This is a genomic window from Neobittarella massiliensis (ex Bilen et al. 2018) (genome assembly GCF_014269355.1).
GTDB lineage: Bacteria > Bacillota > Clostridia > Oscillospirales > Ruminococcaceae > Neobittarella > Neobittarella massiliensis.
This window is the reverse complement of record NZ_JACOGI010000001.1, coordinates 984,361-998,947: the sequence shown is the minus strand read 5'-3', so window position 1 is coordinate 998,947 and position 14,587 is coordinate 984,361. Positions and strand designations below refer to the sequence as shown.

At 59.6% G+C, this 14,587-nt stretch carries 17 protein-coding genes; 1 reads left to right on the top strand and 16 read right to left on the bottom strand.

The features are described from left to right. Positions 1 to 126: 126 nt before the first annotated feature. The 6 genes from H8K20_RS04575 to H8K20_RS04550 all read right to left on the bottom strand — a co-directional run bounded on the left by H8K20_RS04575 (position 127) and on the right by H8K20_RS04550 (position 6,675). Positions 127 to 972 carry a TIGR03915 family putative DNA repair protein gene (locus tag H8K20_RS04575; protein ID WP_186487615.1) on the bottom strand — a complete coding sequence of 282 codons (846 nt, stop codon included), beginning with the start codon at positions 970 to 972 and terminating at the stop codon, positions 127 to 129. After that, complete coding sequence (locus H8K20_RS04570; protein WP_186487614.1) at positions 951 to 2,261, bottom strand: putative DNA modification/repair radical SAM protein; 1,311 nt, start codon at positions 2,259 to 2,261, stop codon at positions 951 to 953. Before H8K20_RS04570 ends, H8K20_RS04575 begins: the two co-directional genes overlap by 22 nt. Positions 2,262 to 2,412: 151 nt before the next feature. Next, positions 2,413 to 4,074 (bottom strand): AMP-binding protein, encoded by a 1,662-nt coding sequence (locus tag H8K20_RS04565; protein ID WP_186487613.1) that lies wholly within the window; start codon positions 4,072 to 4,074, stop codon positions 2,413 to 2,415. 46 nt (positions 4,075 to 4,120) lie between these two features. Beyond that, positions 4,121 to 5,275, bottom strand: a complete 1,155-nt coding sequence (locus H8K20_RS04560; protein ID WP_186487612.1) for a M20 metallopeptidase family protein — start codon at positions 5,273 to 5,275, stop codon at positions 4,121 to 4,123. Between the two features lie 64 nt (positions 5,276 to 5,339). Continuing rightward, a complete protein-coding gene (locus H8K20_RS04555) occupies positions 5,340 to 5,921 on the bottom strand; it encodes a helix-turn-helix domain-containing protein (RefSeq protein ID WP_186487611.1) in 582 nt (193 codons plus the stop codon). Positions 5,922 to 6,348: 427 nt separating this feature from the next. Continuing rightward, positions 6,349 to 6,675: a ComEA family DNA-binding protein gene (locus tag H8K20_RS04550; protein WP_186487610.1), complete on the bottom strand. Its 327-nt coding sequence runs from the start codon at positions 6,673 to 6,675 to the stop codon at positions 6,349 to 6,351. Between the two features lie 87 nt (positions 6,676 to 6,762). Here H8K20_RS04550 and H8K20_RS04545 point away from each other — a divergent pair, with 87 nt between their 5' ends. After that, positions 6,763 to 7,161 carry a secondary thiamine-phosphate synthase enzyme YjbQ gene (locus H8K20_RS04545; protein WP_154865537.1) on the top strand — a complete coding sequence of 133 codons (399 nt, stop codon included), beginning with the start codon at positions 6,763 to 6,765 and terminating at the stop codon, positions 7,159 to 7,161. Positions 7,162 to 7,288: 127 nt separating this feature from the next. Here H8K20_RS04545 and H8K20_RS04540 read toward each other — a convergent pair whose 3' ends face one another. From H8K20_RS04540 to H8K20_RS04495, 10 genes are all read right to left on the bottom strand, one after another. Further along, on the bottom strand, positions 7,289 to 7,801 hold the full coding sequence (locus H8K20_RS04540; RefSeq protein ID WP_186487609.1) for a GNAT family N-acetyltransferase: 513 nt from the start codon (positions 7,799 to 7,801) through the stop codon (positions 7,289 to 7,291). 49 nt (positions 7,802 to 7,850) lie between these two features. Further along, the gene (locus H8K20_RS04535) at positions 7,851 to 8,117 is read right to left on the bottom strand and encodes a thioredoxin family protein (protein WP_341480813.1); all 267 of its coding nucleotides are present in this window, start codon (positions 8,115 to 8,117) and stop codon (positions 7,851 to 7,853) included. A 144-nt stretch (positions 8,118 to 8,261) separates the two neighbouring features. After that, on the bottom strand, positions 8,262 to 8,825 hold the full coding sequence (locus tag H8K20_RS04530) for a DUF2812 domain-containing protein (RefSeq protein WP_105203806.1): 564 nt from the start codon (positions 8,823 to 8,825) through the stop codon (positions 8,262 to 8,264). 145 nt (positions 8,826 to 8,970) lie between these two features. Beyond that, complete coding sequence (locus tag H8K20_RS04525) at positions 8,971 to 9,918, bottom strand: transketolase family protein (protein ID WP_186487608.1); 948 nt, start codon at positions 9,916 to 9,918, stop codon at positions 8,971 to 8,973. Position 9,919: 1 nt separating this feature from the next. Next, complete coding sequence (locus H8K20_RS04520; protein WP_105203804.1) at positions 9,920 to 10,765, bottom strand: transketolase; 846 nt, start codon at positions 10,763 to 10,765, stop codon at positions 9,920 to 9,922. A gap of 57 nt (positions 10,766 to 10,822) precedes the next feature. Continuing rightward, positions 10,823 to 11,644 carry a Cof-type HAD-IIB family hydrolase gene (locus tag H8K20_RS04515; RefSeq protein ID WP_105203803.1) on the bottom strand — a complete coding sequence of 274 codons (822 nt, stop codon included), beginning with the start codon at positions 11,642 to 11,644 and terminating at the stop codon, positions 10,823 to 10,825. A gap of 43 nt (positions 11,645 to 11,687) precedes the next feature. Next, positions 11,688 to 12,614 carry an RluA family pseudouridine synthase gene (locus H8K20_RS04510; RefSeq protein ID WP_105203802.1) on the bottom strand — a complete coding sequence of 309 codons (927 nt, stop codon included), beginning with the start codon at positions 12,612 to 12,614 and terminating at the stop codon, positions 11,688 to 11,690. Beyond that, on the bottom strand, positions 12,611 to 13,087 hold the full coding sequence (gene lspA / locus H8K20_RS04505) for a signal peptidase II (protein ID WP_186487607.1): 477 nt from the start codon (positions 13,085 to 13,087) through the stop codon (positions 12,611 to 12,613). Before lspA ends, H8K20_RS04510 begins: the two co-directional genes overlap by 4 nt. Before the next feature lie 91 nt (positions 13,088 to 13,178). Next, positions 13,179 to 13,790: a DivIVA domain-containing protein gene (locus H8K20_RS04500; protein ID WP_186487606.1), complete on the bottom strand. Its 612-nt coding sequence runs from the start codon at positions 13,788 to 13,790 to the stop codon at positions 13,179 to 13,181. Between the two features lie 50 nt (positions 13,791 to 13,840). Next, positions 13,841 to 14,587 carry a YlmH/Sll1252 family protein gene (locus H8K20_RS04495; protein WP_186487605.1) on the bottom strand — a complete coding sequence of 249 codons (747 nt, stop codon included), beginning with the start codon at positions 14,585 to 14,587 and terminating at the stop codon, positions 13,841 to 13,843.

The window sequence follows — 14,587 nt, the reverse complement described above, 5'->3', positions numbered from 1 at the left end:
GAGCCGATCTTCTTTAAAATGGGCGTTGCCTATAACATGCCAACTATCTGTCCTATTAAAAATGGCGGCGGTATAAAGGACAAAGGGCTCCGCCCGAGTGTCGCAAAAAAAGAGCAGTTGGGCAGCTCATTTTTTGGGCAGACGCAGATCGGCGGCGGATACCGGTGGGAACCAGGGCGCTATATCGCCGCTGGGGAGCACGATCTTTTTAGATGGAGCACTCTGCTGCCGCATCTCGACCATGTTGTGCCAATAGCGCTTGGGCATATGCCCCATCTGACAGTGCAGATTTTGCCGTGGCACGATGTTGACGGCGGCACAAAAGCCTTTCCATAAACGCTGGTAGGTGCGCTCCTCATCCTCCTCGTCGGGCAGCTGTAAGTCCTGCATCGACACGATCTTAGAGCGGTGTGGCTGGTATACCAGGCCCATTTGATGGGATCGGTCGTAGATGAGGAACTGCTCTTCGTGATAGCGGTCGGTAAAGTGGTCCCTGATGAGGGGCAACACATAGTGCTTGGGGTCGATCACCGACACCAAACTGCCGCGGTAGTCGGCAAAACGGATGAACTGGATCATCTGCCCGGCCTCGTTTTGGGCGGCCCGGGCCAGCTGATGCAGTGCCGCTACCCGGTCGTCGGCCAGCATGTCGACCACGGCCGGCCCTACCCGGTACCCCAGCTGTAAAAAGGCACAGATCGTCAGCGCCTTCTCTTCGCCGCCGTATAAAAAGCAGGCGTGTACCAGCGCAGCAGCCCGGGGCCCCAGTTTTTTAGGGATCGAGCGCTCTACCCGGCGGGCCTTTTCCGGCTCGGTTGGGATCTTGTGCACCGCAAACAGGCTGGTCTGCCCCTGCTGGGGGGTGCAGATGTCGACCGGCAGCTGTTTTGTTGCCACGCTGTGAAACACACAGCAGAGCAGCCCAGCATAGCTGCCGTCGTATTGGTACACTACATCTGCCCGGTCAGACATTGGGTCACATCCTCTCTGGTGATGGGGGCCGTATCGAAAAGCGACAGCTGTTGGGGCATATCCTGCGGCAGCATAGCGGCACTGCGGTCGCTGATCAGCGCCCGAAAAGCCGACTGGGGGGTGATCTTTAGGCCCGGGGTGATCTTGCCGCGACAGGTGATGAAGTACTGGGCCCGCTTGAGCACGACGCCGATCTTTTTGAGGCCGCTGTAGTCCAAATTGCCGGTGCGGCGAGCGGCCACGATGCGCTGTGCGCTGTGCACGCCGATGCCCGGTACCCGCAGCAACATTTCAATAGGGGCACGATTTATCTCGACCGGAAAGTGCTCCATATGGTGCAGCGCCCAGTTGCACTTGGGATCGAGATAGGGATTAAAGTAGGGGTGGCCATCATCGAGCAGCTCGGAGGCGTCGAAGCCGTAAAAGCGCAGCAGCCAATCGGCCTGATACAACCGGTGTTCCCGCAACAGAGGCGGTTTGGTACCGATGGCCGGCAGCAGCCCTTCGTCGCGTACCACCGGCGTATAGGCCGAGAAAAACACCCGCTTTAGCCGGTACTTGCGGTACAGCCCCTGGGTGAGCTGCAGGATCTGGTAGTCGGTATCCGGGGTGGCGCCGATGATCATTTGGGTGCTCTGCCCGGCGGGGGCAAATTTTGGCGCCTGCCGGTAGCGCACCAGATCGGTGCTGTTTTGCTGCACGCCCTGTTTGATCAGTCCCATGGGGCGCAGAATATCGGTCTTGGACTTTTGCGGAGCCAGCGCCTGCAAACTCTTTTGTGAGGGGAGCTCGATGTTGACGCTGAGCCGGTCGGCCAGATAGCCCAGCCGGGTGATGAGCAGGTCGCTGGCGCCGGGGATGGCCTTGGCATGGATATAGCCGCCAAAGCGATATTCCTCTCGCAAAATGCGCAGCGTCTCGATCATCCGCTCACAGGTATGATCGGGATCTCTGATGATACCGGAGCTCAAAAACAGCCCCTCGATATAATTGCGGCGGTAAAACTGGATGGTCAGGTCGGCCAGCTCCCGCGGGGTAAAGGTGGCCCGGGGCACATCGTTAGAACTGCGGTTGACGCAGTACTTACAGTCGTAGGCACAGGCGTTTGACATGAGCACCTTGAGCAGTGAAATACAGCGCCCGTCGGCCGAAAAGGCGTGGCAGATGCCCGCCGCCACTGCGCTGCCGATGGTGCTGCCGGCACCGCTGCGCTGCACCCCCGAGGAAGTACAGGCTACATCATACTTGGCCGCGTCGGATAATATCGAGAGTTTTTGATAGAGGTCCACTGCAATCGCCCCAAACTAAACATTTGTTTGTTTTAGTATAGTACAAGAAACTTGTTCTGTCAACCCAAAGTAAGCAGGCCCGCAGCGCGCTGCGGCAGCAAGAAAAAAGAGCAGCGGCTCAAAGCGCCACTGCTCTTTTTAGGTGTTTACCTCACAGGTGTTTGCCCCGCAGCACATCGCGCTTGATCTTGCCGCTGATCGTTTTGGGCAGCGCGTCGACGAACTCGATGATACGGGGATATTTATAGGGGGCGGTCTGGTGCTTGACAAAATCCTGCAGCTCGACGATGAGCTCATCGGAGGGCTGATACCCCTGGGTGAGCATGATGGTGGCCTTTACCACCTGCCCGCGGATGGGATCGGGGGCACCGGTGACGGCACACTCGAGCACGGCCGGGTGCTCCATGAGGACGCTCTCGATCTCGAACGGGCCGATGCGATAGCCCGAGGCCTTGATGACATCGTCGGTGCGGCCCACATACCACAGATAGCCGTCCTCATCCTGCCAGGCGATATCGCGGGTGTGGTAGTAGCCGTCGTGCCAGATCTCCTCGGTGCGCTTATCGTCTTGATAGTAGCCGCAGAACAGTCCGGCCGGCACCCCGTCGCGGGTGTCAATGACGATCTCCCCCTCCTCGCCGGGGTCGACGATATTGCCGTCCTCATCCATCAGCTGGATGCTGTACTGGGGCGAGGGCCGACCCATCGAGCCCAGTCTGAGCGGCATGTTCTGGATGTTGCCGATGAGCAGGGTCGACTCGCTCTGGCCAAAGCCCTCGGTGAGATCGAGTCCGGTATACTCTTTAAAGCGACTGAATACTTCGGGGTTCAGCGCCTCGCCGGCGGTGGTGGCGTGCTGCAGTGAGGAGAGATCGAAGTCCTGCATCCCCTCTTTGATAAAAAAGCGGAAAATAGTCGGCGGGGCGCAAAAGGTGGTGATGCGGTACTTCTCGATCAGCGCCAGCAGGTCTTTGGGCTTAAACTTGTTGTAGTCGTAGACGAAGATACCGGCGCCCATGATCCACTGTCCGTAGATCTTGCCCCAACTGGCCTTGGCCCAACCGGTGTCGGCCACGGTGAGGTGCAGCCCGTCAGGATCGACTTTGTGCCAGTACTTAGCGGTCACGATATGGCCCAGCGGGTAGCGAAAATCGTGCAGGACCATTTTGGGCATTCCGGTGGTGCCGGAGGTAAAGAAGATGAGCATGGGGTCGCCGGCGGCGGTGGGGATGCGCTCCAGTGTGCGGGGCATCTCGTGCAGGCGGGCGTGAAACGGCACCCACCCCTCTCTGGCGCCGCGGGCGATGATCTTGTGTTTTAAGCTGGGGCACTGTTTTTGAGCGGCATCGATATCGGCGGCGGTGTCGCCGTCGGCTGTACAGATAGCCGCCACTGCCTGACAGGCCTTGATGCGGTACACCAGGTCGGGCGTAGTGAGCATGTGGGTGGCCGGCACGGCGATGGCCCCGATCTTGTGCAGCGCCACGATGGTGAACCAGTACTCGTAATGGCGCTTCAAGATGACCAGCACCGGGTCGCCTTTTTTGATACCCAGCTCTAAGAGCATGTTGGCCACCTGATTGGAGCGCTTGGAGATATCGGCAAAGGTGAAGCGGGAGGCACCGCCACGGTCGTCGGTCCAGACCAGAGCGCGGCGGCGGGGCTCGGCCGCGGCGATGCGGTCGATGATATCATAGCCAAAATTGAAGTTTTGGGGGCAGTGGACCGAAAAATTGGTGAGCGCACCGTCTTCGCCAAACTGCTCGGTGCAGAATTCCCGGTAAAAAGTACGGATATCAAAGGCTTTTTTCATCGTACAAACCTCGCTTTGCGCTTTATTGGGGTGCTTGTTTTGTGCCCTACTGGGCCAGCGCGTCTAGTGCCAGCTGGGCGTACAGGGCAACGCCGGTCTCGAAGGCGCTCTCATCGATGGTGAAGCGGTCGCTGTGCTGGGGCCACTCTCCGCCGCCGCCCAGACTAAAGAACCCGGCTTTGGTGTAGGAGGTGTACTCGGAGAAATCCTCACCGCCCATCTGGGGCTCAAAATCGGCTACCATATCGGCATCGGTGATCTTGCGGGCGGCGGCCAGGCCCAGGTCGGTGGCCTCCTGGTCGCAGATGAGCACATCGGTGATCATGTCGTACTGTACCTCAGCCTCACAGCGGAAGGCAGCCGCGGTCATTTTGGCGATGCGCTCGACGACGCCGGGCAGCTGCTGATGGATGTCGCGGTTAAAGCTGCGGATGGTGCCCTCCAGTACCGCCTCGCCCGAGACGATGTTGAAACGGCTGCCCGAGTGCATTTGGCCGATGGTCACGACCAGCGGCTCCATGGGAGAAAACTCGCGGCTGACCATGGTCTGCAGGTTCATGATGAGCGAACCGGCGGCCACGGTGGCGTCGATGCCGGTGTGAGGGGCGGCACCGTGGCACACCTTTCCTTTGATGGTGATCTTATACTGGTCGGTGGCGGCGTGGGTGGCGCCGGCGCGACCCATGATCTTACCCACCGGCTGCTGGGCGATGATGTGGATGCCGTAGGCGTAGTCGACATCCTGCATGGCTCCCTGCTCGATCATCAGCTTAGCCCCTTCGCAGACCTCTTCGGCGGGCTGGAACAAAAGGCGGACGGTGCCGCTATACTGGTCGCGGATCTCGCTGAGCAGCCGGGCCGCCCCCAGCAGCATGGCGCCGTGGGTGTCGTGGCCACAGGCGTGCATAAAGCCGTCGTTTATGCTCTTAAAGGGCAGATCGGTGTGCTCGGTCAGCGACAGCGCGTCGATATCTCCCCGCAGGGCGACACATTTGCCGGGGCCTTTACCCCCCTGTATCTCGGCGATAACACCGGTGGGCTCGGTACGGCGGTAGGAGATACCCAGCTTGTCGAGCTCCTCACAGATGCGGTCGGTGGTGCGAAACTCCTGCAGGCTGGCCTCGGGGTGCTGGTGGATGTCGCGGCGAAAAGCCACCACATAATCTTGCAGTTCGCGTGCTCTGTTTCTGATATCGTTCATTATACTCTTCCTCTCTCTACTCTCTACTGATACTGGTGTGTGGAACTATGGATCATCTGGTATCCTATTTTTCTCCGCTGCCGCCGTGGATGACGATGGCCAGGAAGGTGCAATCCTGTCCGCCGACGGCGATCATCCCATGGGGGTAACTGGAGTCGTAGTAGATGCTGTCCCCCTCATTGAGAATGGTGGTGTGGCCGTCCACCTCGACTTTGAGCGAGCCCTTGAGCACGAAATCGAACTCCTGGCCCTTGTGGGTCGACATGGAGATGGGGCCGTCTTCGGTCCCCTCCTCGTAGGGGGCGGTGACGTAGAGCGGCTCTGAGAGCTTGGAGCGGAACAGGTGTGCCTTGTGCAGATACTCAAAACCGCTGCGGCGCTCGATAGGCAGCCCTTTATCGCGCCGGACGATGGTGTAGATGTTGAGTTTGGGACGCTCGCCGGTGAGCAGCTCGATGACATCTACCCCAAAGATGTCGGCGCATTTGTTGAGGAAGGTGACGGCGAAGTCCTCCTCCCCATCCTCCAGCCGGGCATATTCAGCGGCTGTTTTGCCGGTCTTTTGGGCCATCTCCTCGATGGTGATCCCCAAAATCTCGCGCATCACCCGGATGCGCATTGCGATCTCTGCGATCTTGCTGTCCATACTTGCGACCTCCCAATCGATCTTAGCAACAAAAAAAGACCCATCCCTCAAAAGGGACGAGCCGTAAATACAATTACTACCCGCGGTACCACCCAAATTGCACGTATAGCGTGCCACTTAGCAGGGTTCCAACAAACCCCGAACCCCTAACGCGGTCCATTCGGGAGTGACTTACTGGCCGCCAAAGCGGTGTTCTGCCCTCCAACTCGGGAGCGACTGATCGCTTTACCACCTGCCGGTTTTCACCAACCACCGGCTCTCTGTAAGGAGGCTTGGGAGCGACCCCTCTCCGTCACTGTCGTTGTGTTTATTATAGCGCAGTGATTTCGTTTGTCAACAGATTTTTTTGATCTATCGCCGGATATTGGAAAATCTCACACAGTTTTTGCTATATGCGCTGCTATTTGTTGTGAAAAACGGATGGTTTTTAGTAAAAAACATACTGTAACACGACGGGGAGGCTTTCGTTGTCGACACCATAGATCTGCAAGAGGTCATCTTCTTTTCTGAAATAGCCGCGCTTTTGACGCCGGGAGAGCGCCGAGTCGACCAGTTGGGGGTAAAAGATATCTACTTCTAGGAGCTGTTCGCGCGTGGCCACATTGATGTTGAGGCGCCCGCGGCCATCTTGCAGCTGGGTGCTGGGGGGCACCGACTTGAGACGCGCCCCTTGCCAGATGAGCAGTGCCCCGGCTATAATGAGTACGAGCGACAAAAACAGGCGGATCTGCCTGGTCTCTCCGGGTAATTTCACGCCTGCCCCCCCTTTTATGATCGGCTAGTACCAGTGTAGCACAGTTGGGGGCAAATAGACAGCGCTATAAGCAGAGGAGGAACACAGATGTTTTTGCAAAAGTACCAGCTGCCCACCGGGCGGCACAGCTTTCACGACATCACCGCCACGGTGCGCCGGGCCATTAGCGAGAGCGGTGTACAGGAGGGGGTGGCGGTGATCTTTACCCCGCACACCACGGCTGGCATCACCATCAACGAAAATGCCGACCCGGACGTGCTGCACGACCTGGAGTACGGGCTGGACCACACCTTCCCCAACCTGCCCCAGTACCGCCACGCCGAGGAGAACTCCGACGCACACATGAAGTCGAGCCTGGTATCGGCTTCGCTCTCGGTCATCATTACCGGCGGTAAGCCCATTTTAGGTGTTTGGCAGGATATTTATTTTTGCGAATTCGACGGCCCGCGCCACCGCACCTACTACATAAAGGTGCTGGAGGGATAAGAAGAAAAAAGCGCTGCCGCTCCCCCGTAAAATGGGGGGTGGGCAGCGCTTTTTTGCGCTCGTGTAGTTTGTGTAGTTATGACCAGGGCGGCCTATCATGGCGCCGAGACTCCACTGCGCCGGCCCGCTAAAGCTGAGCGGGCGGCGCGCTGTCGCCGGGGGTACCAAAAGGACTGGGCGCACAGCTTTTTTGCAGGTAGCGGGCGGCAGCCTGATCGCGATAACCGCACTTTTGGTACAGAGCCTGCGCCGGGCTATTGTAACCGGCTACTAGCAGGCGCAGGTCACAGCAGCCCTGTTTTTGCGCCCGCTGCTCGGCTTTTTTGAGCAGTGCGCTGGCTACGCCTTGGCGGCGGTTGTTGGGGCGCACCCACAGCTCGTCGACAAACAGGCTGCCCCGGCCCTGATAGCGCCCCAGCTTGGGCAAAAAGAGCAGCGTGCACCAGCCGATCATCCGCTGGTCCTCACAGGCGGCGTATACCCAGCAGCCGGGATACTGCAGCTGAGCCAACTGGGTACGCCGGTCCTGGCGGTCTGCGGTGCGGCGCTCCTCCTCGGTGCGGGGGCGGCCGTTGGCGCGCTCGAACAGCATATCGCTGAACTGGGCATAGTTTTTTTCTGTTACCCGGACGATCTCCAAAAGCCGTCTCTCCCCTCTTTTTGACTTATTTACGGTTGCTGCCAGGTATTTAGGACTGCAGCGCGCGGATGAACACCTGCTCCACCTTTTCCAGTGTGGGGACGCCTTCGAGCACCTTTTCATCCCCCACAAAATAGGTGGGTACATACCAGTAGTTGAGGCCTTTTGTCTTTTCGGGCTCGCGGCTCTCCTCTACCGTCTCGATCTCGACCTGGCCGTACTCCGGGTGCTGGGCGACCAGCTGCTCCACCATAGAAAAGGCCTGCTGGCAGTAGGGACAACTCTCTAAATACATCATTTTTACCGGTCTTGCCACCGAAAATTCCTCCCCTCAAAATGTAAACGAATTGTAAATTCGAGCATTTTTCGGCCGATCGGCACCTGTTATGCCGGGCAGGTCCCCGCCGCAGGTGCTGTGGCCGCTCTCTTTATAAGTATGGCCTGCGTGGGCGCCGCGTACCTATTTTGGCGGCTGGCGGTCCCCTTTTTTAGCGGCGTAGAGGGTTATAAAGTATGTGCCGCCCATAAAAAGGAGCAAAATGCCCAGCGCCAGCGCGCCAAAGCGCAGGGCCGTCCACCGAAAGTACTGGAACACAAAGGACAACAGCAGCGCCAGCACGGCCAGCACCAATGTGCGCAGGCCCGACTTTTTGTAGGCGGCGCGATCGATGACCGCCCCGACCGCCGGCTGGGGCTGGGACTCGTTTGGGCGGGGCGGCGTACCGGCAGCGGCCCTGAAAAAGTGGCAGCCCTCGCCGCAGGAGGCCACGTACGCCCAGCCAGAGCGGGCAAAGCCGGAGACGTAGTCGCTCATGTCGGCGGCGCGGGGGCGCGCCACATCGTAGCAGTACACACAGTTTAGCGGCTGGCCCTGCTCGAGCACGAAGCCGCGGTCGCCAAAGCCGCGCAGATGCCAGCCCTGAGCGGCATAGTAGGCCAGCATCTCCATCTCGTCATCTGCCCCTTCGGCGGGCAATTTGCCGGGCTGAAAGCTGCCGGAGGGGATCACTTTTTTGCTGTTCAATATCACTTGCTCCTTTTGCTGCCGAGATCACCGGTCATTACCGGAACTATAACACCTTTTACAGTAGCACAAAAGCACCGGCTCCGTCAAATAAAAAGGGCGGGCTCCCCGACGGGAAACCTGCCCTTTTTTGAAGGAAGTAAAATTACTTTTTGGCAATAGCCTCTTTGACCTTGTCGACGATGTTGGCAGCGCGCAGGCCGAAGATATCCAGCAGCTCGGCGGCGGGGCCGGACATGCCGAATTTGTCGTAGATACCCAGCTTGACGACCGGTACCGGGCACTCCTCGGTGACGACCTCGGACACGGCCGAGCCCAGTCCGCCGATGACGCTGTGCTCCTCGGCGGTGACGATGGCGCCGGTCTCTTTAGCGGCCTTGACGATGATGTCGCGGTCGATGGGCTTGATGGTGTGGATGTTGATGACCCGGGCGCTGATGCCGTCGGCTTTTAACAGCTCGGCAGCCTCGAGAGCCTCGGATACCATGAGACCGGTGGCGACGATGGTCACATCGCTGCCGTCGGCCAGCTGGATGCCTTTGCCGATCTCGAATTTATAGTCGGCACTGGTGTTGATGACCGGGGCGGCCAGACGGCCAAAACGCAGGTAGACCGGACCGTAGTAGTTGATAGCAGCCTCGACAGCGGCTTTGGCCTCGATATCGTCGGCGGGGTTGATGACCACCATACCGGGGATGGTGCGCATGAGGGCGATATCCTCGTTGCACTGGTGGGTGGCACCGTCTTCGCCCACGGTGATACCGGCATGGGTGGCGCCGATCTTCACGTTGAGGTGGGGGTAGCCCACGGCGTTGCGGACCTGCTCGTAAGCGCGGCCGGCTGCAAACATGGCAAAGGTGCTGGCAAACGGGACCTTGCCGGTGGTGGCCAGACCGGCGGCGATGCCGATCATGTTGGCCTCGGCGATGCCGCAGTCGATAAAGCGGTCGGGATAAGCTTTTTTAAAGGTGCCGGTCTTGGTGGCGGCAGCCAAATCGGCGTCTAATACAACGACCTCGGGGTACTTCTCGGCCAGGTCTCTCAGGGCCTCGCCATAGCTCTCGCGCGTAGCCTTTTTCACTACATCTGCCATGTTACTGCACCTCCAGTTCTGCCAGGACAGCGCCCAGCTCTTTCATCGCGATCTCGTACTGCTCGTCGTTGGGGGCGGCACCGTGCCAGGAGACATTGTTCTCCATGTAGGAGACGCCTTTGCCCTTGACGCTCTTCTGAACGATGGCGACGGGCTTGTCGGTGACGGCTCTGGCCTCGGCAAAGGCGGCCTCGATCTGGTCGAAGTCGTGGCCGTCGATCTCGATGACATGCCAGTTAAAGGCGGCAAATTTGGCGCCGATGGGGTAAGGCGAGCAGACTTCCTCGACGGTGCCGTCGATCTGCAGGTTGTTGTTGTCGACCACGACCGTTAAGTTGGTCAGCCCCTTGGCACCGGCAAACATGGCGGCCTCCCAGATCTGGCCCTCCTGGATCTCACCGTCGCCGCAGATGGCGTATACACGGTAGTCTTTGCCCGACATTTTAGCCGACAGAGCCATACCGCAGGCAACCGACAGCCCCTGACCCAGCGAGCCGGAGGACATGTCCACACCGGGGGTGCCCTTCATGTCGGGGTGGCCCTGCAGCATCGCGTGGGGCTTTCTGAGCTTTTTGAGCTCCTCGAGGGGGAAGTAGCCGCGGTTGGCCAGTGCGGAGTACAGAGCCGGAGCGGTGTGGCCCTTGGAGAGCACTAAGCGGTCGCGATCCTCCATCTTGGGGTTCTGGGGATCGATGTTCATCTCTTTAAAATAGAGATAGGTCATTGTATCCGCGATAGAAAGAGAGCCACCCGGATGACCCGATTTTGCGTTGTAAACCGCCTCGATGGCACCCATACGCACTTTACATGCGGTAGCGGCAAGTTGCTTTTTTGTTGCCTGGTCCATAACTTTACCTCCTAATATTTTGTGCAAAAACGCCGCAGGGCGGCGAATCGACCTGATTTACAGCTGGGTGTAGTTGCGCTGCAGATAGCTCAAAAACTGGGCTACGCCCCCCTCGAGACAGGGGCCGGTCACCATGTCGGCCTCGACCTTAATGTCGTCGGGGGCCTCCTGCATGGCGACGGAAAAATGCGCGGCCCGCAGCATCTGCAGGTCGTTGTAGTAGTCCCCGATGGCGATGGTGCCGTCTTGACCCAGGCCCAGCAGACCGGCCAGGTCGTGCAGTGCCTCGCCTTTATCCACCCCTTCGGCCATCACCTCGAGGTAGTCCTCGCCGGTGCGCACATAGTACACGCCGGGGATGTTTTGGGCCTGCAGGTGATCGCAGAGCGGCTGCACCTGGGCCGGCGGCAGACAAAACAGAATCTTATACCAGTTCTGGGGGATATTCTCTACATCCGTTACTATATATTTTAATCTATCTACGCTTGTATGTCTATGGGTAATCGCATTGTTTTTGACCACGTAAATCTTTTTTTCACACATGATCTCGGCCCCGATACCGCCAAAAGCGGCGATGGCCGCCGCCAACACCTGGCGGGCCGCCGGCTGGGGCAAAAAGCGCTCGCGCAGCGGTCGGTCGGCGGCGTAGTCGTAGATGAGCGCGCCGTTGTTGAGGATGGCCGGGGCCGAGATATCTACTTGGGAGAGATAGCGCAGCGCCGAGGGGTGGTGCCGCCCGGTGGCGATGGTGAAACGGCCGCCGGCGGCGGCAAAATCGGCCACTGCCCGACGGTTCTCCTCCGGTACGCCGATACCGGCTTTGAGCAGGGTGCCGTCCATATCGGACACGACGATAAAGTCCTGTAAGTTGCGCTCCATAAAGAGGTCCTCCTGTACAAATGGTGGTGGTATGCCGACGGGCTCAGCGGCCGGCCCGGCAGAGTGCCAGCGCCCGGGTAAAGTAGGGCGGCAGCGGGCTCTCGAACGCCATATACGCGCCGCTGCCGGGGTGGATAAAGCCAATGAAAGCGGCGTGCAGACACTGACCCTGCAGACCCAGTGCCGGCTTTTTGGGGCCGTAGACCACATCGCCGGCCACCGGGTGGCCGGTGTGGGCCAGCTGCACCCGTATCTGATGGGTGCGGCCGGTGTAGAGCTTGAGCTTTAAATAGCTGTAGGGGCCCAGATGCTCGAGCACCTGTACATCGGTGCGGGCATAGCGCCCCCCCTCCCCGACTACCGCCATTTTTTTGCGGTCTTTGGGGCTGCGGGCGATCTGTCCCTCGAGTGTGAAGGCATCGCTTTGAAAGCCGCCGTGGCAGATGGCCCGGTACTCGCGGTCGAAGGTGTGGGCCTCTATCTGCTGCGCCAGCTGGCGGTGGGCGCAGTCGGTCTTGGCCACCAGTAAAAGGCCACTGGTATCTTTGTCGATGCGGTGCAGGATACCCGGGCGCAGCGGCCCGTTTACCGACGACAGCCCCCCGCGCCCATAGCGGCTGAGCAGGGCGGCAGCCAGCGTGTCACGCTCGCCGCCGGCACCCGGGTGTACGACCATGCCCCGCGGCTTGTCGACTACCGCCAGACAGTCATCTTCGTAGAGGATGTGCAGTGGGATATCGGCCGGGAGGAGCTCGGGCTCGGGCGGTCGATCGGGCAGTGCGAGCGCGACCTGCTGCCCGGGCTGCAGGCGGTACTTTTTATTTTGCTGGCAGGCGCCCTGGACAGACACACAGCCAGCGCCGATGAGCCGCTGGGCCTGGGCGCGGGAGGAGACCGGCGGCTGGGCGGCCAAAAACACGTCGAGCCGGGCGGGCGCAGAGACAGTAAAGACATGTGTGGTACCACTCACGAGGACTGCTCCTTTTTGGTGAAGGTGCGGTCGATAAACAGCACGTAGATGAGCATGCAGGCCACCCCGCAGCAAACCAGACAATCGGCCAGGTTAAAGACCGGAAAGTTAAAGGGCAGAAAGTGCAGATAATCTACCACAAAGCCCCGGCATACCCGGTCGATGAGGTTGCCGATGCCGCCGGCCATAACCACCAGCAGACAGCGGTTGATGACCCGATCTTGAAAGACGTTTTTGTAGAGCACCCAGCCGCCGATGACGATGATGGCGCTGGTGAGGACGACTAAAAACAGCACGTTGCCCTGAAAGATACCGAAAGCCGCCCCCCGGTTCTCGACATAGGTGAGCGAGAAGATACCGGGGATGAGCGGCACGCTGCCCACCGGCTGCAAAAAGGCCAGAACGGCCAGCTTGATGAGTTGGTCTGCGGCGATCAGCGCCGCGGCGCTGAGCACGATGGTCAAAAGCGACATAGTCCCTCCCGATAAACAGGCCCCATAATGGGGCCATTACAAAGAAAACAGCTAACCGACCGTTAGCTGTTTTCTCCACTGTGAAACACCGCTAGGCTTGTGCGCCCTCCTCGGTGTGGGTGCCAAAATCGAAGTTGCTCTCGAAGAGACCGGGATCGATCTTGTTATCGACGGCGGGCTCTTCGCTCTCGGCGACTGGGGCCTCGGCCTCGGCTGCCTCGGGCTGGGGAGCGGGTTCTTCGCTCTCGGCCGGCTCTTCGGCCGGGATCTGGCTGATGAGCTCGATATGGTCGCGGTACAGGGAGAGCATGGCATTTTTAAAGGCGCTGACCTCGGCCTTCATGCGCACCAGCTCCTCTTTGTAAAAGCCGATCTTATCCTCGGCTTTGGCCAGCATGCTGTCGCTTTTGATGGTGGCGTCGCGCAGGATGATCTCGGCTTTTTGCCGGGCCTCGCTGACCACCGAGTTGCCCAGCTTTTGGGCCCCCAGCAGTGCGGCGCGCAGGCTGTCTTCATCCTTGCGGTAGTCCTCCAGCTTTTCGGCCAAGATCTCTAATTTGGCCTCGGCGTCTTCTTTTTCGGACTGCAGTTTCTCTACCGTCTCGATGACGTTGTCGATGAAGTCGTCCACCGAGTCGGCTTTATAGCCCTTGAGGCCCGCACGCTCGAAGGTCGCATTTTTGATCTGGTCCAGTGTCAGCATGAAAATATCCTCCTGTATCTCGCACACAAGCGCCGCCGGTGAGCGGCAATTCAGATATAGCGTTTATAGACCGCCAACAGGCGTCCTTTTTTGGTGCTGCCCTCTACCCCGCAAAATATGTACTTGCCGCGGTGGCGCACCGACAACACATCACCCGGCGCCACCTGGGCGCTGGGCGAGAGCACCTCGCGGTGGTTGAGCGCCACCTGGCCGGACAGGATGATGGGCTTTAGACCGCTGCGGCTGCCGCCCAGCGCCCCAGCCAGCACACAGTCGAGCCGCGGGGCGGTGATCACGGCAGTAAAGGTCTCGGTCTTTTGGGTGAACAGGTCGGGGTCGCTCCCCTGCTGGGCGCGCACACCGACCCGGCCCACCTTTTGGAGCGAGAGCGCGATCTGGGCCGCATTTTGATGCACCAGCACACAGGTCTTGCCCGCACCCACACAGATATCGCCCACCAGTGAGCGGGCGATCTGCTGCGCCATGAGGCTGCCCAAAAAATCGCGGTGGGTGAGCGCGTCTTTTTCGCGGTAGGTGTAGAGCACCGGCACGATGGGAAAGTCGCCGTCGTCGATGGGCACCCCGGTGCCGCTGATGCACAGCACCGTGCGCACCGCACCGCTGTAGCCGCCAAAAAAACGGTAGTCGCCGTCTTTTTGGGCGCGGAGCATCTCCTCGGCCAGCGCGCGCTGGTGTTCATCTAAAAATTGGGTGGTCTTGAGCGCGCTGCGACCGGTACACAGCCGCAGCATATCCTGCACCGAGCGCAAAAAGAGCTGCTGACTATCTTGTGCCAT